This window comes from Kineosporia succinea (assembly GCF_030811555.1).
GTDB classification, from domain to species: domain Bacteria; phylum Actinomycetota; class Actinomycetes; order Actinomycetales; family Kineosporiaceae; genus Kineosporia; species Kineosporia succinea.
This window is the reverse complement of the sequence record NZ_JAUSQZ010000001.1, coordinates 5731410-5753735: the sequence shown is the minus strand read 5'-3', so window position 1 is coordinate 5753735 and position 22326 is coordinate 5731410. Positions and strand designations below refer to the sequence as shown.

Annotated in this window: 16 protein-coding genes; 7 read left to right on the top strand and 9 right to left on the bottom strand. The window is 72.2% G+C overall.

Annotated features, from left to right (window positions below; genetic code table 11):
• Positions 1-74: 74 nt before the first annotated feature.
• Together J2S57_RS24940 and J2S57_RS24935 are read right to left on the bottom strand one after the other, a co-directional pair.
• A complete protein-coding gene (locus J2S57_RS24940; protein ID WP_307247220.1) occupies positions 75-305 on the bottom strand; it encodes a hypothetical protein in 231 nt (76 codons plus the stop codon).
• Positions 306-408: 103 nt separating this feature from the next.
• A complete protein-coding gene (locus tag J2S57_RS24935; RefSeq protein ID WP_370882703.1) occupies positions 409-1632 on the bottom strand; it encodes an acyl-CoA dehydrogenase family protein in 1224 nt (407 codons plus the stop codon).
• 10 nt (positions 1633-1642) lie between these two features.
• On the opposite strand from J2S57_RS24935, the gene J2S57_RS24930 reads away from it, so the two are divergent.
• Together J2S57_RS24930 and J2S57_RS24925 are read left to right on the top strand one after the other, a co-directional pair.
• Positions 1643-3013 carry an NAD-dependent succinate-semialdehyde dehydrogenase gene (locus J2S57_RS24930; RefSeq protein ID WP_307247215.1) on the top strand — a complete coding sequence of 457 codons (1371 nt, stop codon included), beginning with the start codon at positions 1643-1645 and terminating at the stop codon, positions 3011-3013.
• Positions 3014-3327: 314 nt separating this feature from the next.
• Entirely contained in the window at positions 3328-4716 is a 1389-nt protein-coding gene (locus J2S57_RS24925) for an L-serine ammonia-lyase (protein WP_307247212.1), read from the top strand.
• 45 nt (positions 4717-4761) lie between these two features.
• Here J2S57_RS24925 and J2S57_RS24920 read toward each other — a convergent pair whose 3' ends face one another.
• A complete protein-coding gene (locus J2S57_RS24920) occupies positions 4762-6114 on the bottom strand; it encodes a CoA transferase (protein ID WP_307247210.1) in 1353 nt (450 codons plus the stop codon).
• Positions 6115-6171: 57 nt separating this feature from the next.
• On the opposite strand from J2S57_RS24920, the gene J2S57_RS24915 reads away from it, so the two are divergent.
• Entirely contained in the window at positions 6172-7056 is an 885-nt protein-coding gene (locus J2S57_RS24915) for a LysR family transcriptional regulator (RefSeq protein ID WP_307247208.1), read from the top strand.
• 54 nt (positions 7057-7110) lie between these two features.
• On the opposite strand, the gene J2S57_RS24910 is transcribed toward J2S57_RS24915, so the two are convergent.
• On the bottom strand, positions 7111-7938 hold the full coding sequence (locus tag J2S57_RS24910; RefSeq protein ID WP_307247206.1) for a mycofactocin-coupled SDR family oxidoreductase: 828 nt from the start codon (positions 7936-7938) through the stop codon (positions 7111-7113).
• A gap of 161 nt (positions 7939-8099) precedes the next feature.
• On the opposite strand from J2S57_RS24910, the gene J2S57_RS24905 reads away from it, so the two are divergent.
• Positions 8100-8702, top strand: coding sequence for an acyl-CoA-like ligand-binding transcription factor (locus J2S57_RS24905; protein ID WP_307247204.1), 603 nt, complete (start codon positions 8100-8102; stop codon positions 8700-8702).
• Between the two features lie 72 nt (positions 8703-8774).
• On the opposite strand, the gene J2S57_RS24900 is transcribed toward J2S57_RS24905, so the two are convergent.
• Both J2S57_RS24900 and J2S57_RS24895 read right to left on the bottom strand, forming a co-directional pair.
• Positions 8775-9371 (bottom strand): DJ-1/PfpI family protein, encoded by a 597-nt coding sequence (locus J2S57_RS24900; protein ID WP_307247202.1) that lies wholly within the window; start codon positions 9369-9371, stop codon positions 8775-8777.
• A 75-nt stretch (positions 9372-9446) separates the two neighbouring features.
• A complete protein-coding gene (locus J2S57_RS24895) occupies positions 9447-9812 on the bottom strand; it encodes an ArsR/SmtB family transcription factor (protein ID WP_307247201.1) in 366 nt (121 codons plus the stop codon).
• A gap of 165 nt (positions 9813-9977) precedes the next feature.
• On the opposite strand from J2S57_RS24895, the gene J2S57_RS24890 reads away from it, so the two are divergent.
• Positions 9978-11870 carry a heavy metal translocating P-type ATPase gene (locus J2S57_RS24890; RefSeq protein ID WP_307247199.1) on the top strand — a complete coding sequence of 631 codons (1893 nt, stop codon included), beginning with the start codon at positions 9978-9980 and terminating at the stop codon, positions 11868-11870.
• Here the strand turns inward: J2S57_RS24890 and J2S57_RS24885 are convergent.
• Both J2S57_RS24885 and J2S57_RS24880 read right to left on the bottom strand, forming a co-directional pair.
• Positions 11867-13873 (bottom strand): beta-galactosidase, encoded by a 2007-nt coding sequence (locus tag J2S57_RS24885; RefSeq protein ID WP_307247197.1) that lies wholly within the window; start codon positions 13871-13873, stop codon positions 11867-11869. The genes J2S57_RS24890 and J2S57_RS24885 overlap by 4 nt on opposite strands.
• Before the next feature lie 63 nt (positions 13874-13936).
• Complete coding sequence (locus J2S57_RS24880) at positions 13937-14656, bottom strand: SAM-dependent methyltransferase (RefSeq protein WP_307247195.1); 720 nt, start codon at positions 14654-14656, stop codon at positions 13937-13939.
• Positions 14657-14739: 83 nt separating this feature from the next.
• On the opposite strand from J2S57_RS24880, the gene J2S57_RS24875 reads away from it, so the two are divergent.
• Both J2S57_RS24875 and J2S57_RS24870 read left to right on the top strand, forming a co-directional pair.
• Positions 14740-15273, top strand: a complete 534-nt coding sequence (locus J2S57_RS24875) for a hypothetical protein (RefSeq protein WP_307247193.1) — start codon at positions 14740-14742, stop codon at positions 15271-15273.
• Positions 15274-15364: 91 nt separating this feature from the next.
• Complete coding sequence (locus J2S57_RS24870) at positions 15365-16852, top strand: SDR family NAD(P)-dependent oxidoreductase (RefSeq protein WP_307247191.1); 1488 nt, start codon at positions 15365-15367, stop codon at positions 16850-16852.
• Here the strand turns inward: J2S57_RS24870 and J2S57_RS24865 are convergent.
• Positions 16839-22244: a diguanylate cyclase gene (locus J2S57_RS24865; protein ID WP_307247189.1), complete on the bottom strand. Its 5406-nt coding sequence runs from the start codon at positions 22242-22244 to the stop codon at positions 16839-16841. The two genes, J2S57_RS24870 and J2S57_RS24865, sit on opposite strands and share 14 nt — an antisense overlap.
• Between the last annotated feature and the right edge of the window lie 82 nt (positions 22245-22326).

The following is a 22326-nucleotide window of genomic DNA, read 5'->3' as shown; positions in this document are numbered from 1 at the left end:
CAGGGCCGTGGCGAGGAGGTGCCCAGACGGCGTCCCGGGCGCCCCGCGGTAGGCACGGACCGACGAAGCAGGGCCTAGCCACAGTGCGCCGCCTGACGCACGATGCGTGCAGCGTGCGAGACGTCGTCGTAGGAGGCGCCACTGTAGGGCAGCGAGGTCTCGCCGCACGGGCAGTACAGCCGGAATCTGTGGCCCTGGCGCCGCACCCGCCAGCCGTGCGCCATCAGCATGAGCACCATGCCGGCCGTGGCCGGGCCGCACTCCTCGCGGATCACCGATGGGTCCGAAACCCGTTCTTCAAACATGATTCCCCCGTGGGCTCAGTACACCGGGAACCATTCTCACCCAGACCCGCCGGTGAAAGAAATTCCACCGGCGGGTGCCAGAATCCGAGTCTGCCAGAGACTTTCACCGGAACGCGTCGAGCCCGGTCATCGCCTTCCCGATCACGAGCGTGTGCATCTCGACCGTTCCCTCGTAGGTGAGCACCGACTCCAGGTTGTTCATGTGGCGAATGACCGGGTACTCCAGCGAGATTCCGTTCGCCCCGAGGATGGTGCGCGCGGCGCGGCAGATCTCCAGGGCCTCGCGCACGTTGTTCAGCTTGCCCAGGCTGACCTGCACGGGCCGGAGCACGCCGGAGTCCTTGCGGCGCGCCAGGTGCAGCGCGAGCAGCACACCCTTGACGTACTCCAGTTCCATGTCGGCGAGTTTCTGCTGGGTGAGCTGGAATCCGGCGATCGGGCGGCCGAACTGCTCGCGGGACAGCGCATACCGCAGTGCGGTGGCGAGGCAGCTGCGGGCCGCCCCCATCGATCCCCAGATGATGCCGAACCGGGCCTCGGTCAGGCAGGTCAGCGGCCCGGCCAGACCGCGCACCTCGGGAAACGCGCACTCGTCCGGCACCCGCACCGCGTCGAGCAGGAGCTCGCTGGTCACCGAGGCCCGCAGGGACATCTTGTGTTTCATCTCCACCGTGGTGAAGCCCGGGGTGGCGGTGGGCACGGCGAACCCGCGGATGCCCTCCTCGGTGTTCGCCCAGACGACCGCCACGTCGGCGATCGAGCCGTTGGTGATCCACATCTTGCGCCCGTCGAGCACCCAGTCGGAGCCGTCGCGGCGCGCGCGGGTGGCCATCCCGGCCGGGTCGGAACCGTGGTCGGGCTCGGTCAGGCCGAAGCAGCCGATCGCGTCCCCGGCCGCCATGCGCGGCAGCCACTCCTGCTTCACTGACTCGGTCGCGAAACGCCACAGCGCGTACATCGCCAGGGAGCCCTGCACCGAGACCAGCGAGCGGATGCCCGAGTCCACGGCCTCCAGCTCCAGGCAGGCCAGCCCGTACTGGGTGGCGCTCAGCCCGGCGCAGCCGTAACCGGTCAGGTGCATGCCCAGCACCCCCAGGTCACCGAGCTCCTTGACCAGCCCGCGCGGGTCGTCGGGCGCGCCGCGCTCGAACCAGTCGGCGACATACGGGGCGATCCGGCTCCGGGCCATGGCGCGCACGGCATCCCGGATGTCAGTCTCGTCCCGGGTGAGAAGATCGTCGAGATCGGCAAGGTCAACGGCCACGTCGATGGGGTCCACGTCACCAAAGCTAGGCTCGCAGTTCACACGTCCACCAGCCCCCAGCATGGAGAAGCGCATGAGCCCCTCTCAGCCGACGTACCAGGTGACCGACCCCGCCACCGGTGAGGTGCTGAAGACCTTCCCGTTCTCCACCGACGCCGAGATCGAGGCGGCCGTCGCCGGGGCCGACACCGCGTTCGACGCGTGGCGCCAGGTGCCGATCGAGGAGCGCGCGGCGATCGTGCAGCGGGTCTCGGACCTGTTCGGCGAGCGGGCGCAGGAGCTGGCGCGACTGTCGCAGCAGGAGATGGGCAAGGCCTTCGACGAGGGCAAGGAGGAGTCGGAGTTCAGCCAGGCGATCTTCGGTTACTACGCCACCGAGGGCCCGAAGCTGGCCGCCGACCGGCCGATCCCGACCAGCAGCGACACCGGCGGCACCGCGATGGTCGAGTACCGGCCCGTGGGCGCGGTGCTGGGCATCATGCCGTGGAACTTCCCGACCTACCAGATCGCCCGCTTCGCGGCCCCGAACCTGGTGCTGGGCAACACGATCATCCTCAAGCACGCCGAGAGCGTGCCGCAGACCGCCCTGGCCGTCGAGCAGATCATGAAGGACGCGGGGGTCCCCGAGGGTGCCTACGTGAACGTCTTCGCCACGCACGAGCAGATCGAGACGATCATCGCCGACAAGCGGGTGCAGGGCGTCTCGCTGACCGGCTCGGAGCGGGCCGGGGCCGTGGTGGCGTCGCTGGCCGGCAAGTACCTGAAGAAGTGCGTGCTGGAGCTCGGCGGCTCCGACCCGATGGTGGTGCTCGACTCGCAGGACGTGCCCGCGCTGGCGCAGACCGCGTGGGACTTCCGGGTCTACAACAACGGCCAGGTCTGCAACTCCAACAAGCGCATGATCGTCATGGACGACGTGTACGACGCGTTCGTCGCCGAGCTCACCGAGAAGGCGAAGGCCATCGACGCGTCCGCGCACGCCCCGATGTCGTCGCGGCGGGCCGCCGAGTCGATCAACGAGCAGGTGCAGGAGGCCGTCTCCAAGGGGGCGACCCTGCACGCGGGCGGCGTGCTGGGCGAGGGCCCGTCGGCGCACTACTCCCCCGCGGTGCTCACCGGCGTCACCCCGGAGATGGCTGCCTTCCACGAGGAACTGTTCGGCCCGGTCGCCGTGGTCTACAAGGTCAGCAGTGAGGACGAGGCGGTGCAGCTGGCCAACGCCACCCGCTTCGGTCTGGGTGGCTCGGTGTTCAGCGCCGACGTCGACAAGGCCAAGCGCATCGCCCGTCTGCTCGACTCGGGCATGACGAACGTGAACACCCCGGCCGGCGAGGCGGCGGAGCTGCCGTTCGGTGGCACCAAGCGCTCGGGCTTCGGCCGTGAGCTGGGGCCGCTGGGGTTCGACGAGTTCTGCAACAAGCGCCTCTACTACGTGGCCGACTGAGCAGGGGAACACCCTCTATACCCCAGCGGTATAGAGGGTGTTCCTCTGTCCGGGGACGCGGGTCTCCGGACACGCACAGGGTCTGCGGGCACGCGCAGGCCTCCAGGGCACGCGCAGGTCTCCCCCGGGGCACGCGCAGGTCTCCGGGGATACGGATTTTCGGGCGCGCGGGCCGCCGGGCCGGCCGTCTCACGGGGTTGCACCCCACTCACCTCGTGCGGCACGGTGCGAGATGCACCTGTCATGTGGACGACACCGCGCGTAACCCGTCCGTCGCTTAGCATCGAACTGCCGCAACAGTCAGGAGGTCGCGCATGATCAGCGTTTTCGACATCTTCAGCGTCGGTCTCGGCCCGTCCAGCTCGCACACGGTCGGCCCGATGCGCGCGGCCGCCGAGTTCGCCGAGCACCTCGACAAGCAGGACACGACCGAGCTGGTGCACCGGGTGCGCGTCGACCTGTTCGGGTCGCTGGCCGCCACCGGTGAGGGCCACGGCACGCTGATCGCCTCGGCCGTCGGGCTGGAGAACGTGCGCCCGGAGTCGGTCGAGCCCGACGTGTACGAGAGCATCGCCGCCCACATCCGCAACGACCACGTGCTGCACCTGGCCGGGCGGCACGCGATCCCGTTCGACCTCGCCGACGACGTGGTGCTGCGTCCCCTGACCGTGCTGCCCCGCCACCCGAACGCGCTGCGCTTCACCGCCTACGACGAGACCGGCCTGGAACTGCACGCCGACACCTACTTCTCGGTGGGCGGCGGGTTCATCGTGCGCGAGGGCGCGCAGGAGCCGGCGGGCACCGACGGTCCGCAGAGCGGCCCCTCGTGTTTCACCTCCGGCGACGAGCTGCTCGAGGTGTGCGAGAGCCAGGGCCTGAACATCAGCGAGGTCATGCTGCGCCAGGAGCTGATGTTCAGCACCGAGGAGCAGGTGCGCCTGGGCCTCAAGCGCATTCACGACGTGATGCTCGACTGCGTGGAGCGCAGCGTGCAGGTCGACGGGTGCCTGCCGGGCGGGCTGAACGTGCGGCGGCGGGCCAAGAAGTGGCACGACGAGCTCACTCTCGAGGATCCCGACCGCGAACCGGGCATGGCCATGGAGTGGGTCAACCTGGTGGCGCTGGCGGTCAACGAGGAGAACGCGGCCGGTGGCCGGGTGGTCACGGCACCGACGAACGGCGCGGCGGGCATCATCCCGGCGGTGCTGCACTACGCGATGTCCTACATCCCCTGGCTCACGCACGCCGACGAGACCGAGCGCGACCAGGCCGTGGCCGAGTTCCTGCTCACCGCGGCCGCGATCGGCCTGCTGTTCAAGGAGCGCGCGTCGATCTCCGGCGCCGAGGTCGGGTGCCAGGGCGAGGTGGGCTCGGCGTCGGCGATGGCGGCGGCCGGGCTCGCCGAACTACTGGGCGGCACACCGCTCCAGGTGGAGAACGCGGCCGAGATCGCGATGGAGCACAACCTGGGCCTGACCTGCGACCCGATCGGCGGCCTGGTGCAGATCCCGTGCATCGAGCGCAACGCGATCGCGGCGGTGAAGGCGATCAACGCGGCGCGGATGGCGATGCGCGGAGACGGCCGGCACCACGTCAGCCTGGACCAGGTCATCGAGACCATGCGCCAGACCGGTGCCGACATGAGCGACAAGTACAAGGAGACCGCGATGGGCGGCCTGGCGGTCAATGTCCCACTGTGCTGAGCGCTTCCGGGGCGCCGGTCATCTGCCTGATGGCGGACGTGGTGGTCACCACCGCGGGGCGTCGGAACCGTAGCGGTGGGGCGGGGTCGGGTACGCCAGGGGCACGCCGTACAGGTCGAAGGGCGACGGGACGTGTCGCAGCTCGCCGTAGTCGCTGGCAGTGGTCACCAGGCCCGGGTCGGGGATCGGCTCGACCGGCACTCGGGGTGGCCGGCTGCGGAAGAGCAGGTCGGCGGCGCGCACCAGTGACAGTTCGGCGGAGCCGGTGACCCCGTGCCGGCGCCGGGCATCGGCCAGGCCCACCGTGGCCGCGACGATGCCGTAGCCGGTCGCGTGGTCGAGGGCCTGCACCGGCAGGGCTCCGGGCCGCCCGCCCCGCTGCCGGTACACGTCGGCGATGCCGGTGGCGGCCTGCACGATGCTGTCGAAACCCCGCCGCCCGGCCCACGGCCCGGCCGTGCCCCAGGCGTCGAGGTTGACCACGATCAGCGAGGGGTAGCGCTCGCGCAGCCTCTCGCGGTCCAGGCCGAAACGGTCGAGCCCGCCGTTGCGGTAGCCGTTGACCAGCACGTCGGCGCGCGAGAGAAGATCGTGCAGCGTGTCCGGGTCGGCGCCGAGGTCGAGCACCGCCGTGCGCTTGCCGAAACCACTGTCCACGTGCTGGTCCTCGAGCTCCGGCGACGACGGCGGATCGATCCGCAGCACGTCGGCTCCGAGCGCGGCCAACGACCGCGTGGCGATCGGGCCGGCGATCACCCGGGTCAGGTCGAGCACCCTCAGGCCGGCCAGCGGCAGATCGCCCGGGCGCCAGGGCGAACCGGGACCGGGCACCACGTCGAAGCTGATCCACTCCCGGGGCGGCGGCCCGGCTGCCATCGGGGAGTCCAGCCACTGCTTGCGGGTGCGCACGGCGGCCGCGATTCCCCCGGCGTCGTCGATGAGCCGCTCGGCCTCCAGCGCACCGACCCGCCGCAGCGCGTCCGGGACCTGGTCGGCCGTGGCGACGCCGAGAGCCTGACGCAGACGCTGCTCGTGGTGCGGATAGTTGGCGTGGGTGCGGATCCAGCCGTCGGCGGTCGCGAAGAAGCCGGACAGCGTCGCGAACCCGCCGAGGTGTCCGGGGGCGCCTCCCCGGCCCGAAGAGCCAGGGGGACCGACGATCTCCAGGTGGCCCAGGGAGTCGAACGCGGCCGCGATCCGGGGCGGCGACGCGCGCAGCGCCCCCGGACGCCCCACCAGCGTGTCGACGGCGGCACCGGCCAGGCCCACCGAGGCCAGCGCCAGGCCCTCGACGTCGAGCGGGCCGCCCCACCAGCGGCGTGGGCCACGGCCCGGTTCCCCGGCGTCGATCTCGACGGGCGGCAGGATCTGCTCGGGCACGACCACAGCCTCGATCATGCCTCATCGGGTATGGCCGGGGTACCGCCGGCGCGGGTTCTCGCATAGCGTCCGGCCATGTTCTCGTTCGAGCAGCTGCGCGGCTTCGTGGCCGTCGCCGAGGAGCTGCACTTCGGCCGCGCGGCCGCCCGGCTGTCGATGACGCAACCGCCCCTGTCGCGGCTGGTGCAGAAGCTGGAACGGGAAGTGGGCGTGCGGCTGTTCGACCGGGACAGCCGGGGCGTGCGCCTGACCCCGGCCGGCACCGCGTTCTTCGGCGAGGCCCGGCGGCTGCTGGCGCTGGCCGAGAGCGCGCCGGAACTGGCGCGGCGGATCTCGGCGGGATCGGCGGGCACGCTGCGGCTGGGGTTCACCGGCGGCGCCGGGTACGGGGTGCTGCCCCGGGTGCTCAACCACCTCTCGGAGCATCTGCCCGACCTGGAGCTGGAGCTGTCCGAGATGGTCACGCGCGACCAGGTGGAGGCGGTGCAGGCCCACGAGATCGACCTGGGGCTCGCGCGTCCCCCGTTCGACGAGACCGTGTTCGCGAGCCGCCCCCTGATGCGTGAGGGGCTCATGGTCGCGGTGCCCGACGGGCACCCGCTGACCGCGCTGGAGCGGCCCGTGCACCCGGACGATCTGGCCGAGCAGCCTCTGATCATGCACTCGGACGCCAAGGCGCGGTACTTCTACGACCTGGTGGTCGGGCTGATGCCGGTGCGGCACGACAACGTGGTGCACTCGGTGAGCCAGATCCTGACGATGGTCTGGCTGGTGCAGGGCGGGCGGGGCGTGGCGCTGGTGCCGGAGAGCACGCAGCTGATCCACGCCGACGGGGTGCGGTTCCTGCCGTTCGCCACGCCGACGCCGAAACCGGTGGAACTGAACCTGCTCTGGGCCCGGGACAGCCAGAACCCGGCGCTGCCGGTGGCCCTGGAGGTGCTGACCGGCCTGGAACTGTGAAGACGGCGCCGGTTCGGGGAACCGGCGCCGTCTCGACCCGCTTCGGGGAACTTCTTAGAGCGCGCCACCGGCGTCGACGACGTGCGTCGTGCCCGTGACGTAACGGCCGTCGTCCGAGGTCAGGTACAGCACCGCGTTGGTGATGTCGATCGGCTCGGTGACCGGGACCGGGAGGGCGTTGAGCGTGTTGGCGGCGACGATGAAGTCGTCGTAGCCCGGCTTCTCCAGGTCGGGGCGGAACAGCGCGTAGGTGGCGTCGTTCAGGATCATCGGGGTCTGCACCGTGGTCGGGTGAATGGTGTTGACCCGGATGTTGTGGGGGGCCCACTCCTTGGCGGCGGTCTTCATCAGCGAGACCAGGCCGGCCTTGGCGGCCGAGTAGTGACCGTTGTTGCCGTTGGCCACCATCGCGGCGAGCGAGCTGGTGATGACGACGGAGCCACCGCGGCCACCGGCGATGATGTGCGGAACCGTGGCCTTGAGGGTCTTCCAGGCACCGGAGAGGTTGATGTCGATCATCTCGTCCCAGGTGTTCTCGTCCAGGTCGAGAAGCGGGCCGATGCTGGAGATACCGGCGTTGGCCAGCACGATGTCGAGACGGCCGAACTCGGCGACACCCTCGTTCGCGACCGCGGTGAGCGCGGCCAGGTCACGGATGTCGGCGGTGCGGGCGATGATCCGGCGGTCGAGGGCCTCGACGGCCTTGACCGTCTCGGCCAGGTCCTCGGACGTGGAGGTCGGGTACGGCGCGGTCTTGACCTGCTCGGCGATGTCGACGGCGATGATGTCGGCGCCCTCTTCGGCCAGCTTGATCGCGTGGCTGCGGCCCTGACCGCGGGCAGCTCCGGTGATGAATGCGACCTTGCCTTCAAAGCGGCCCATGACGGCTCCTTCGATGGGAGTTGGTTTCGGCCCTGGGGGGAGGACCAGGTTATGGCACAGCGTGACGCAACTTAGGGCAGGGCGTTTGTCCGTGTCCAGTACACATGCACCATTTCATGTCTTGGTTTGTCGTGAGCCACGGGTGAGACACGATGTGCCCCATGACAGGACCCCAGGGTGGTCGCCCGGCCACGACCAGTGCGCGGGAGCTGGCCGACACCGCCCAGCGGCTCTTTCTCGAACGCGGCTTCGAGGAGGTGACGGTCGACGAGATCGCGGCCGCCGCCGGGGTCAGCCGGCGCACCTTCTTCCGTTACTTCTCCACCAAGTCCGACGTGCTGTGGGTGGAGACGCCGGGCGAGAACGAGCAGTTCGCCCGACTGCTGGCCGAGGCCGACCCGGATCTGCCCTACGACCGGGTGATCACCGAGGCGGCGCTCGTCACGCACCGCATCACCAGCCCGGCCAAGCGCGAATGGGCGCTGCACCGGGCGCAACTGGTGTTCAGCGCCCCGGCCGTGCAGGCGCAGATCTGGGGCGCCTTCGACGGATGGCGCAGTGCCGGGCGGGCTTTCGCGGCGCGCCAGACCGGCCGCGACCCGGACGACTTCTTCCCCCTGGCGGTGGGCCAGGCGCTGGTCGCGGCGATGCTGACCGGGCACGAGTACTGGGTCGAAAACCCGGACACCGAGCTGGAACCCGCCCTGGTGCGGGCACTCTCGATGCACCTGCCCCCGGATCCCCGGTTCGTCGGGACGGGATGACCCGGCCCGGACGCCAGGCACCCCAGGCCCGATTCGGTCCTGGGGGCGCCTGGTCGCCCACGCCAAGAGTGGTCAGACCGGGGGCTCCGGGTCGTACTGGATGCCGCGGCGCACCGCGACCGCGCGGTCGTGGAAGCTCAGGCGGGACACCAGGTGCAGCGCCATGTCGATACCGGCCGAGACGCCCGCGCTGGTCACGACGGTGACATCGTCGACGAAGCGGGCCTTCTCGTCGATGCGGACGCTCGGGTCGGCCTCCCGCAGCTGGTCGATCGCGCCCCAGTGCGTGGTGGCCGGACGGTCGCGCAGCAGACCGGCGGCGGCGTAGACCAGGGAACCGGTGCACACGCTGGTCATCAGCTCGGCCCGGGCCGACCAGGCGCGCACCTGGTCGAGGTGATCGGCCGCCCGCATCAGGCGGCGCGTGCCCTGACCGCCCGGGTGCAGCACCACGTCGAGCTCGGGGGCGTCGGCGAAGGAGTGGTCGGGAAGGATCCGCATCCCCTTCGCACAGGTGACGACCTGACCGTCCGGGGACAGGGTGATCGTGCGGTAGCCGTCGTCGGGATGGTTCAGCGTCCAGTACGCCAGCACCTCGTAGGGCCCGACGGCGTCCAGCTCCTCGACGCCGTCGAACAGCACGATCCCGATGACCTTCGGCTCCGTCATGCGGCTACCCCTCACGTCAGCTGATGGTTCGGAAGGCGCCATTGTCGCCGTTGTGACGGTTGAGGCCCAGGGATTTCAGCCCACGGACCGATCGGGCCGGTCGGTGACGCCGAGCCGGCGGTGCTCGCTGTGGTAAACGGCCTGGTCGAGCAGCTGTGCCACGTGGTTGTCGTAGAGGCTGTAGACGATGCTGCGGCCGGACCGGGTGCCGACCACCAGGCCGAGATTGCGCAGGAGCCGCAGCTGGTGCGACACCGCCGACTGCTCCATGCCCACGGCTTCAGCCAGGTCACTCACGGCGCGCGGGCCCTGGCGCAGCTCGGTGAGGATCAGCAGGCGGCTCGGGGTGGCCAGGGCCTGCAGCGTGGTGGCGACGTGGGAGGCGGTCTCGGCGTCGAGCCGTGCGGCCGGACGGTCGCGTCCCTGCACTCCGTGTCCCACGAGCGGCGAGTTTACCTCCCGGCCTCGACACCAGGGCCTCAAGTCCCCCGCCCCGACCCGGGTGCATGGATGTCAGAGGGAGAACATCCGGTGCACACATGAAGACCTGTTCAGATGTTCTGATAACGTCACCGCCGACATCAGCCCCCGCGAGAGGCCACGACGATGGCTGTGACGGCCGCCGAACCCCGCCCGCTCCTGCGCACCTCCGCCACGCGCTGGCACACCCTGCCCGAGATGCGCTGGGCCGCGGCCGCCCTCGGCCTCTTCCTGCTCGGCCTGCTGGCCCAGCTCGGCGGCGCCCCGGCCGCGCTCAGCTGGACGCTCTACCTCGCCTGCTACGCGGCCGGCGGCTGGGAACCGGGACGGGCCGGGCTCCGGGCCCTGCGCGGGAAGACCCTCGACGTCGACCTGCTCATGGTCGTCGCCGCCCTCGGCGCCGCCGCGATCGGCCAGGTGCTCGACGGGGCCCTGCTCATCGTCATCTTCGCGACCTCCGGCGCGCTCGAGGCCCTGGCCACCGCCCGCACCGAGGACTCGGTGCGTGGCCTGCTCGAGCTCGCCCCGGAGACCGCCACCCGCATCACCGCGACCGGCGAGACGACCGTCCTCACCGCGGACCTCGAACCGGGCGACGAGATCGTCGTGCGGCCCGGTGAGCGCATCGGCGCCGACGGCCAGGTCACCTCGGGCGCCAGCGACGTGGACCAGGCCACCGTCACCGGCGAGTCACTGCCGGCCGACAAGCAGCCCGGGGACGAGGTCTTCGCCGGCACCCTGAACGGCACCGGCGTGCTGCGGATCCGGGTGAGTCGCCGCGCCGAGGACTCGGTGGTGGCCCGCATCGCCCTCCTGGTCGACGAGGCCAGCCGCACCAAGGCCACCACGCAGCTGTTCGTCGAAGAGATCGAGCAGCGCTACTCGATCGGCATGGTCACCGCCACCCTGCTGCTCCTGGCGATCCCCCTGACCCTCGGCGAAGACCTGAAGAGCGCCCTGCTGCGCGCCATGACCTTCATGATCGTGGCCTCGCCGTGCGCCGTCGTGCTGTCCAGCATGCCGCCCCTGCTGGCCGCGATCGCCAACGCCGGCCGTCACGGCGTGCTGATCAAGTCGGCCGTCGTGATGGAGCGCCTGGGCTCGACCACCCGCGTCGCGTTCGACAAGACCGGCACCCTCACCCACGGCTCCCCCGTGCTCACCGCGATCCGGCCGCTGGGAGCCCTTTCCGAGCTCGAGGTGCTCCGCCTGGCCGCCGCCGTGGAGCACGGCAGCGAGCATCCACTCGCCCGGGCGGTGGCCCGGCAGGCCCAGGAGCGCAGGGTGGACGCTCCTGCCGCCCAGAACTTCTCGGCCCACCCCGGCGTGGGGGTCTCGGGAACGGTGCACGGCACCCGCGTGGTCGTCAGCTCACCGCGCGACCACTCGCTCCCGGAGACCGGGAACACCGGGAACACCACCGTTCTCGTCGAGGTCGACGGGGAACCGGCCGCTCTGCTCTCCTTCACCGACCGCATCCGCCCGGACGCGAGCGCCGCGGTGACCACCACGTCCACCATCACCACCCGGCCACCGGCCCTGCTGACCGGCGACAACCGGGCCAGTGCCGACCGGGTCGCCCGCGCGACCGGCATCGGCGAGGTGCACGCCGACCTGCTGCCCGAGCAGAAACTGGCCCTGATCAACGACTTCCAGGCCGGCGGCGAGCGGGTGACCTTCGTGGGCGACGGCATCAACGACGCCCCCGCGCTCGCCGCCGCCCACACCGGGATCGCCCTGGGCGGAGCCGGTTCCGACCTGACGCTGCAGACGGCCGACGCGGTGGTGGTGCGCGACGACCTGACCGCGGTCCCCGCCGTGATCGAGTTGTCGCGGCGGGCCCGGCGGGTGGTGATCGCGAACCTGGGCATCGCGGCGACGTTCATCACCGTGCTGGTGCTGTGGGACCTGTTCGGCGACCTTCCGCTGCCGCTGGGGGTGGCCGGGCACGAGGGCTCGACCGTGATCGTCGGGCTGAACGGCCTGCGGCTGCTGCACGAGAAGGCCTGGAAGGACTAGCCCTCGATCACCCGGACTCCCCACTTCTCGAGCGTGATGCTCTCTCCGTCAGCGGTTTTCACGGTGACCTCGGAACCGCTCCAGTTCAGCAGGAACCAGACGCGACTGCCGTCGCCGCGGCGTCCTGAGGTGACGGTGACGGGCAGGGACCGTTCGGGGGCGAACTGGTCGGCGACCGTGGCCGGCACGGCCCACCCGACGACGGACGCGGCGAGGGCCGGGTCGGGCACGGTCCCGACGGTGGTGACACGCCCGGCGCCGTGCTCACGGGTGACCACGGCCGGGAAGCGCCCGAGCTCGGGATGCGCGTAGGAGACGAGGGTCTCGGCGCCCTCGGGGATCAGGCCGTCGATCCAGGCCGTGGCGTGGGCGTTCTCGCGCAGCGGGATGCTCGCGGTGACCGGGACCGGCTCGTCGACGTTGGTGAACTCCTCGTAGCGCACCCCGGCGGCCTCGTGCAGGAAGGCCGGGGCGACGGCGACGCGGGCGCGGGCCTCGTGATCGCCGTACCCGGTGCGGATCCCGATGACGAGATGGCCCCCGGCGGCGGCGTAGTCGCGCAGCAGCTCGAGCTCGGCGTCGGTGGCGACGTAGAGGGCGGGAGCGATCACGACCGGGTACCTGCGGGCCAGTTCCCGCGCGCCCGCCGACCGGGCCTGGGCCAGGTGCAGGATGCGGGCCTGGGCCCCGGCATCGACGACGCCCCGGTGGTAGCTGTCGAAAATGCGCTCGTACGAGTCGTCCTGGCCGCTCAGCGGCGGGAAGAACTGCAGCGCCCAGTGCGAGTCGTTCGACCAGAGCAGGGCCACGTCGGCATCGGGCTCGAAGCCCTCCAGGTCGAGGTCTTTCAGGGTGGCGCCGATGCCCGCGATCTCCTCGTAGACCCGGCCGGGCCTCAGCGAGTGCGGCAGCACCCCGCCCCAGTAGGTCTCGGTGCCGTAGGGCAGCGAGTGCCAGTGCCAGTACTCGATCATCCGGGCGCCCCGGCTGATCAGGGCGAACGCGGCCTGACGGAGCTGACCGGGCCAGGGCGGGCGGTTCTCGGAGCTGCCGTCGATGCTCTGCGCGTTGGTCTCGGTGACCAGGAACTGCTCCTGGCGGGAGGACCAGAGCCGGTCGGCCTGGCGGAACAGCCCGGCGACGCCGCTGGTGGTCCACGCGGTCAGGGCGGCCCGGTCCTGGGTGGCGTCGAGGTGGTCCTGCATGGCGTAGTAGGGGTTTCCGGCGGTGACGTCGAGGACGGCGGCCAGGGCGCGGTCGTCGGCGGCCGGGCGCGGGTAGCTGATGCAGGTGGTGACGAACTGCTCGGGCATCGCGTACTCACGCACGAGATCGGCCTGCCAGGCGATGAACTCGGTGGTGAGGTCGGCCTGGTAGCGGCGCCAGGCCAGGTCGTACTGCGGCAGCGTGTTGCCCTCCGGCCGCCACAGCTCGCTCCAGTCGGCGAGGCGGTGCGACCAGTAGGTCAGGCCCCACTCCCGGTTGAGGGTTTCGACGTCGCCGTACTGCTGCTTCAGGCGCCGCACGAACCGGGTGAAGGCCCCGTGGTTGTGGAAGAGCAGGAGGCCGGGCTCGTTGTCGACCTGGTAGCCGATGACGGCCGGGTGCTCGGCGTACCGGCCCACCACGGCGCGGATGACCCGCTCGGCGTGGAAACGGAAGGCGGGGTGCGAGTAGTCGACCTCCTGCCGCCCGCCCCAGGGCACGGCCCGCCCGTCGGCCGAGCGCGCGGCGATCTCCGGGTAGGCCTGCTGCAGCCACGGCGGCACCGCGTAGGTGGGCGTGCCGAGCACGACCGCGATGCCCCGGCGGTGGGCGCCGTCGAGCACGGGCAGCAGCCACTCCAGGTCGAACTCACCGTCGCGCGGTTCCCAGGTCGACCAGACCGACTCCCCGACCCGGATCACGGTGAACCCGGCCTGCTGCATCAGGTCCAGGTCGGTCTCGATCCGGTCGTGCGGGTGGTACTCGGCGTAGTAGGCGGCACCGAGGAGAACGGTCATGCGGGAACTCCGAACACGTCGTCGGGACGGCAACGCAGTGCACGCTACCCGCCGGTTGACGTCTTATCCCCTGCGCAGGACCAACGTCACGAAACCGAAGTCGTCACGGTAGTTCCGCAACCATCCCCGCAGGTGTTCCCGGGCCACCTCCAGCGCCTGCTCCCGGTCGGGCCCGGGCTCCTGGTCCAGGGCCCAGCCGGTCAGCGACCCGGTCCAGGCCCACTCGTAGGCGTCCAGCTCGGCCCGGCTGCTCACGTGTGCGCGCACCACCCGCCACCCGGCCGCGAGCGCGACCTCGACGGTCTCGGCCAGGCTCAGCAGCGGGCCCAGGTTCTCGGCCGCCCACGGCGTCAGCGTCCCGTCCCAGATGCCCTCGCCGACCACCAGGTGCCCGCCGGCGGCCAGATGCTCCCCCGCCGCGGCGATCGTCGGCGCCAGGCCGCCGAACACGTGTGTGACCCCGACCGCGAGCACCACGTCCACCGGCTCCGGCGACCGGTGCCCCGACGCGTCCCCGAGCTCGAACGCCAGCCGCCCCGCGAGGCCTCGCCGCTCCCCCTGTGCCCTGGCGTGCGCGATCGCGGGTTCGGACACGTCGACGCCGACGCCCCGGGCGCCGGGTGAGCGCTCGAGCGCCCGCAGCAGCCACTCGCCCCCGCCGCAGCCGAGGTCGAGGAAGGTGCCCCCGAGACCGTCCAGCACGTGCGTCACCGCCTCGTCGGACAGGGGCGCGGCGATCGGGTGCTCGCGGTGGGCGATGCGGGAGATCCGGTGGCGGTCCATGCGGCGCATGCTCGCAACTGCCCTGGTGGGACGCCAGTGAATATCGACTAGGTTTGGGAGGATGGTCGCCAGGGAGGGATGAGTTGAGCCGCGCCGTTCTGAGAATCCTCGAACTGGGCCTGTCGGCCAGCCCGCACGCCCACGGCGAACTGCGGTCGATCCTCACCGCCACCGGTCCCGGCCGGCAAGAGCTACGCTGCCGCGCCCTCACCGCGCTCGCCTGCGCGGCCGGCGCGGACGCCACCACCGACTTCGCGCTGCTGCTCGGCGACCGCACCCGCGCCGTGCGGGAACTGGGCGCCGACCTGCTCTACCACGTGGGCGACGACCGGGCCTGGGACGCGGTGCTGCACTGGTACACCGGCGAGGTCGACGAACGCGGGCCCCGACGCGGACCCCTCGGGCCGGCCATGCCCCTGTCGTACCTGCTCGTGCACGCGGGCGCCGGCACCGAACGGGCCGAGCGCCTGGTGGACCTGCTACGCCGGCAGTGGCAGCGGCTGTCCGCGGCCGAACGCCAGTGGCTCGCCACCCACGCCCCCGAGATCGCCCCCGGCGTGCTCACCCCGGCCCAGGTCGTGCTGCCGTCACGGGCCGATCTGGGCCTGACGGCGTGATCGCGGTACGCCGGGCTTCGTCCAGCACGTACATTCTTTGCGGCAGTCCCCATCCTCCTCCCCGAGCAGAGATCCGAGCGGTTCACACATCATGACGGCGCAACTCGACGACCAGGCCGAGACCGGGAACAGCGGTGTCGACCCCGCCGACCTGGAGGTCTGTCTCCGTGTCCTGGAGCAGGTGGAGCAGCTTCCGCCCGAGCACCCCGACTTCCTGAAGGTGCGGCTGGCCACGGCCAGGATCTTCAAGGCGGCCAAGCTGGCCCGCCGCGAGGAGCGCCGCCTGGCGATCAACGCCAACGACGCCGCGGTCACCGCCGCGACGGCCACCGGCGCCCCCGGCCGCATCGACGACGAGACCCAGGGCCTGGCGCTCACCTCGTCCACCGAGACCGCGGGCACCACCACGGCCGGCACCTACCTGAAACCCCGCGGCTGCTACGTGTGCAAGCAGCGCTACACCCAGGTCGACGCGTTCTACCACCAGCTGTGCCCCGACTGCGCGGCCACCAACCGCCAGCGACGCGACGCCCGCACCGACCTGACCGGGCGCCGCGCCCTGCTCACCGGCGGCCGGGCCAAGATCGGCATGCACATCGCGCTGCGCCTGCTGCGCGACGGCGCGCACCTGACCATCACCACCCGCTTCCCGGCCGACGCGGTGCGCCGCTTCACCTCCATGCCCGACAGCCGCGACTGGATCCACCGGCTGCGCGTGGTCGGCATCGACCTGCGCGACCCGGCCCAGGTCACCGCGCTCGCCGACGACGTGGCCGCACAGGGCCCGCTCGACATCCTCATCAACAACGCCGCGCAGACCGTGCGCCGCTCGGCCGGGGCCTACGCGCCGCTGGCCGCGGCCGAGTCGGCGCCGCTGCCCGAGGGCCCGCTGCCGGAGATGATCACGATCGGGCGCACGCCCGACGCGCACCCGGAGTCGATCGACGCGCTGACCGGCCACCAGGACCAGGGGCACTGGGCCCCGACTCCCACCGCCCTGACCGCCCTCGCGCTCACCGCCGGGTCCGCGTCCCCCGCCCGCATCGCCGCCAACACCGCGATCGACGCCGGTGGCCTGGTACCCGACCTGCACGACAGCAACAGCTGGGTGCAGCCGGTGCAGGAGGTCGACCCGGTGGAGCTGCTCGAGGTGCAGCTGTGCAACAGCGTCGCGCCGTTCATCCTGATCAGCCGGCTGCGCCCGTCGATGGCCGCCTCGGAGTTCGAGCGCCGCTACGTGGTCAACGTGTCGGCCATGGAGGGCAAGTTCAGCCGCGGCTACAAGGGCCCGGGCCACCCCCACACGAACATGGCCAAGGCCGCACTGAACATGCTGACCCGCACCAGCGCCCGCGAGATGTGGGAGAGCGACCGCATCCTGATGACGGCCGTGGACACCGGCTGGATCACCGACGAGCGACCCCACCCGACCAAGATCCGGCTGGCCGACGAGGGGTTCCACGCCCCGCTCGACCTGGTCGACGGCGCCGCCCGGGTCTACGACCCGATCGTGCGCGGCCAGCTCGGCGAGGACCTGTTCGGGGTGTTCCTGAAGGACTACGCGCCTACCGACTGGTGATCGCGACGCGGTTGCGGCCGTCCTGTTTGGCCTGGTAGAGCCCCTGGTCGGCCCGGGCGAGCAGCGCGGCGACGTCCTCGTCGCCGCGCTCCAGCCGGGCCACGCCGACGCTGATCGTGATGTCGAGCGGGCCGGTGCGCGTCGGCACCGGGGTCTCGGCCACGCAGGCCCGCAGCCGCTCGGCCAGCTCCAGCTCCGGGTCGTCGCCCTGCTGGAGCACGGCGAACTCCTCACCGCCGTAACGGCCCAGGACGTCGGTGCTGCGCACCTCGGCGGCCAGGCGGCGCGCGACCTCGGCGATGACGTCGTCACCGGTCGGATGGCCGTGGGTGTCGTTGACCCGCTTGAAGTGGTCGATGTCCAGCATCATGCCGACCAGCGGGCGGTCCTGGCGCTGGGCCGCCTCCAGGTCACGGGTGGCGATCTCGAAGAACCGGCGGCGGTTGGCCAGCTGGGTGAGCTCGTCGACCACGGCCAGTTCCTGCACCCGCTCGAACAGGGCGGCGCGGTCGTAGGCGGTCATGGCCTGGGCGACGAGCGCGGTGGCCAGGTCGGTGGACTCGCGCAGGTCGCCCTCGCCGGCGGCCAGGACCAGCACCCCGAGGTCGATGTCGGTCGCCCGCAGCGGCAGCGCCAGCCACGACGTCAGTTCGTGGAACCGGTCGAGCAGCAGGCCGGGCGCGTCCGCGGCGGTCCCCCCGAACGGGACCGGCGACGCCGAGAGCCGCTCGGATCCACCGTCGTCGGTGAACGCCGTGATGTGCGGCTGGCTCCCGTCGGGCGTCAGGATCACGCCGGTGCGGTTGCCCACCCCGGACCGGCCCGGGCGCAGGACGAACGCGGTGTCGGCGGCCAGCAGCCCACCCTCCCGGCCGGCGGCGTGCAGCAATTGGTTCAGCACGCCGAGCGGCTCGACCGGTTCGGCCATCCGCCGCTGTGCCTGCTGCAGGGCCTTGGCCACCGAGGCCGAGCGCTCGGCGGTCTGCGCCTTGATCGCCAGCTGGGCGGCCCGCGCGGTCTCCAGCGACGAGGCCACGAAACTGGTCAGGGCGCCCAGGATCACGGTGTCACCGGTGGTGAAGATGCCCTTGGCGACCTGGCTGTCGAGGTAGACCACCCCCAGCAGGCGCCCGTCGAGCGTCATCGGCGCGACCAGGATCGAGCGCAGCCCGTGCAGCACCACGCTCTCGGCGCCCAGCGCGGCCCCCTCCTCGGTGCCCGCGACCACCTGCGGCTCACCGGTACGGCGCACCATCTCGACCAGGCTCGTGCTGTACCCGGTGAGCGTGGCCAGGTCCTGCCCGGCCGCGTCCCGGCCCAGGTGCTGGGCCAGGCTGCCGGTCTCCTCGTCGACCAGGAACAGGAACGCCCGGTCGGCGGCCAGGATCCGGATCGTCTCGTCCAGCGCGATCCGGGCCAGCACCCGCGGGTCCAGCACCCGGGACGCGGCGGCGCTGACCTCCTGCAGGGCCTGCAGCCGTTCGCGTTCGTGGCCGCCGGCGTAGGAGGTGCGGCGCGTGCCGCCGCTCGCGCGGGTCCGGTCCTCCACCGGCAGCGAGAACTCGGTGACGACCGACGCGGCCCGCTGCGGCCAGCCCTCGGCCACCGCCACGCCGTACGCGGTACGGGCCCGGCGGCGTCCCTCGGCCGGGTTCAGCGAGCGCAGCGCACGGGCGGCGATACGGGCCGCCTCGAACGCCACGGTCGGCATGTCGTCGTCGGGGGCCGGGTCCAGGCCGGCCAGCACGTCCAGCGCCTTGTGCGGCTGGTCCTGCAGCACCAGCAGGTCGGCGCGGGCGACGGCCCAGAACGCCTTCAGCTCGTCGGTGTTCGCGGCCTTGCCGAGCTGCTCGACCGCCCTGTGCGCCTGGTTCAGGCGCAGCGTCTGCTCCTTCAGCGCCTCCGCGGTGCCCGGCCGGGCGCAGGCCCGGGCCTGGGCCAGGCGGGCCGCGGCGATCAGCCAGAACACCGGGCGGTTGGCCCGCCAGACCAGGCCCGGCGGCACCCGCAGGGCCTCGAAGTCGCTGATCGCGTGGTCGAGCGGCTCGCCGGTGCGGCCGTCCTCGAGCATGACGAACAGGCCGGCCATCACCTGGATGAACCGCAGCTGCCGGGCCCCCACCTCGTCGGCGACCTGGTTGAGCCGGTTCAGCTCGGTCTCGGCCTCGACCGGGCGCCCGAGCAGCGCCGCGGTCATCGGGGCGGCGGTGACGAAGGTGGTGACCTCCTGCGTCCGGTCGCTGAGCCGCAACCGGCCCTGGGCCAGCCAGTACTGGGCCTCCTCGGTACGCCCGGCGAAGCAGGCGCCCAGGTTGAACACGCTGATCGAGTCGATCAGCGGCTGGAAGTCCAGCCAGGGGGCGAAGCCGTCGAACTGCCGGCGCCAGGCGCGGCCCTCGGCGCGGTTGCCGGCCCAGGCCCCGCCCAGGCGGAACGAGCGCAGCATCGAGCGGGTCTGCGGGGTCTGCGCGGACAGGTCCTGGTCGCAGCGGCGGAAGCAGCGCTCGGCGGCCCGGTTCAGGCCCAGCGCCGCGCACAGCACGCCGACGTTGGCCTGGGCGACGACGAACCGGCGGCCGTGGCCGAGCTTGGCGGCCCAGTACAGCGAACGCAGGTTGTGCGCGAAGAACTCGGGCACCCGCATGCCCAGGCCGGCGCTGGCGATCGCCGCCTCGTGCAGGCCGGCCATGGTCAGGGCGCGACGGCGGGCCTCGCCGGAGACGTCGCCCAGCAGCGGGCGCAGGTGGCGGCGGCCGATCGAGGCCAGCGCCATCGTCACCGAGGTCAGCAGCAGCCACAGCGTGCTGGTGGGCAGCGGCCGGCCGGTCGCGGCGAAGCCCTGGGTGATCGCGTCCTCGAGCTCGGCGGCGCGGAACCCGGCCCGGTGCACCTCGGCCAGCTGGGTGTGGATCGCGGCCCTGGCGATCGGGTCCGTCTCGGCCGTGAGCGCCTGGTCGAGGCGCCGGCGGGCGGCGCTGAACTGCCCGGCCTGCTTCAGCGCGCGGCCCAGCAGCACCAGCACCGAGCTGGTGCCGCTGTCACGGCGCCGCACCAGGCGGGCGGCGTGCTCGAGGAACTCGACGGCCTCGGCGGCCGCGGACTCCTCGAGCGCGAGTTTGCCCGCCTCCAGGCAGGCGGCGTAGACCCGCTCGGGCGGGGCCAGCGATCCGGCCTTGAGGTAGTGCCGGGCGATCGCGAAGGTGTGGGCGACGGCCCGGGCCGGGTCACCGGGCGGGCGGGCGGCCAGCACCTCGGCGATGCGCAGGTGCAGCTGCTCGAGCTCGGACGGGGTGAGGGTCTCGAGGACGGCCTCGGCGATGCGGCCGTGCAGGAAGCGGAACGTGCCCTCCTCACCGGCCTCGACCAGGCGCTGGCGGGCGGCCTCGGTGAACACCCCGAGAACGCTGGCGGCACTGCGCCGTTCGACCGCGGCGACCACGTCCACCCGCAGCTGGGCGCCCATCGCGGCGGCCGTGACCATCAGGGCCCGCGCGTGCGGGGCGAGCTTCTGCACGCGGTTGACCAGCAGGCCCATCGCGTCCTGGGGCAGGGCGAGCTCGTCGAGCCGATCGAGGTCGAGCTCCCAGGTGCCCCACGCGGGCCGCAGCAGACCCGCGTCGATCACGGCCCACAGGTACTCCTGGGCGATGAACGGGTTGCCGTTGCTGCGGGTGGTGAACGCGGCGAGGGCGTCGTCGGGCAGGTGCTGGCCGGGAACCAGCGAGCGCACCTGGGCACCGACCGAGGCCTCGTCGAGCGGTTCCAGCCGCAGGTCGACGTCGAGCACGCGGGCGGCGGTGGCGATGTACGAGGCCAGCTCGCTGTCGTCGAGCACCCGCTCCAGCTCACCGTCGCGACCGGTGCCCAGGTAGAGCATCGGCACGTCCCGGACCTGGTCGGCCAGGTGGGCGATGACCTGGCGCACGGACGCGTCGGCGGCGGTCACGTCGTCGAGGATCAGCAACAGGCCGCCGGAGGTGCGGGCCAGGTCGAGCAGCGCGGTCGCGATCGCCGCGCCCAGCTGCTCGTCGTTCTGCGGTTCGGCGGCCGCGTCGATCTCGCCGAGCAGGGCCAGGATCTCGTCCTCGGCGGCCGGCAGCTCGTGCCGCTCGGGGGCGGGACGACGCTGCTGCCCCTGGCGCAGCACCGCGTCCAGGCCCGGCGCGATCCGCTCGAGCATGGCCGGTGACCAGTTCTCGAACACCGGGCGCAGCCGCGCGGCCCGCTCCCAGCGCTCACCCCAGGGCAGGCGGGTCAGCTGCTGCAGGTAGTTGACGAACACCTGGCGGAACGCGGCGAACGGCAGGTTCTCGCCGGGCAGGACGCGCGCGCGCAGCACCAGCGAGCCGCCCTCCTCGACCAGGTCACCGAACTCCTGCACCAGGCGGGTCTTGCCCAGCCCGTTGTCGCTGCGCACGAAGGCGAACCCGCCGCTGCCGGCGCGCACCCGCGTCCACTGCTGCCGGAGGGTGTCCAGCTCTCCCTGACGGCCGAACATCGGCGGGGCGTCGGCCGTGGGCGCGGGGCTCTGCTTGCCCGCGATCGCCCGCAGGTCGGCAGCCAGGGCCCGGCCGTCCTGGTAGCGGTCGTCGGGATCCTTGGCCAGCAGCGTGTCGACGACGTGGGCCAGTTCGGGCGGCACGTCGGGCAGCAGGTCGGTGAGCAGCGGGGCGGGCAGCGACGCGTGGGCGCGCAGCAGCTCACCGACGTCGGCGGTGGAGAACGGCAGCACCCCCGCGACCGCCTCGAACATGATGACGCCGAGGGAGTACAGGTCGGACCGGTTGTCGACGGGCCGCTTGAGCATGCCGGACTGCTCCGGCGCGGAGTACCCGAGCGTGCCGACGGCGACCGGGGCCTGCGCGTCGCCGTCCTCGTCGTCGCCCTCGCGGGCGGTCAGGCCGAAGTCGATCAGCCGGGCCCGGCCGTCGGGCAGCACCATCACGTTCTGCGGCTTCAGGTCGCGGTGCACCAGACCGCGGGCGTGCACGGCGGCCAGCGGCTCGATCACGTCGAGCACCAGGGCGATCACGCGTTCGGGGGTCATCGCGCCGCGGTCGAGCAGGTCACCCAGCGACGTGCCCTGCACCAGGTCCATGACCAGGTACGGACGCCGGTCGGCGACCCCGACCTCGTGCACGCGGGGCAGGCCGGGATGGTCGACCGCCGTCAGCAGCGCGGCCTCGCGGCGCAGCGACGTCAGCGCGTCGGAACGCTCGAGCAGCTTGAGGGCGTACTCCTGCGGGTCGCCGGAACCGCGGCGGCGCACCCGGTAGACGGTGCTGCCGGCGCCACCGCCCAGCTGCCCCAGGACCTCGAAATCAGGCAGCTCTACGGGCACGCCGACGGCGGCGGCGCCCGTCGCCGGGGTCACCTTCTGCTCGGGACTCACAGTCCAGCCTCGACGCCGCCCGAGTCCGACTTGACCGGTCGTAGCCCGAACAGGTGTACGGGGTGCGTTCAGCCCCCGCCGC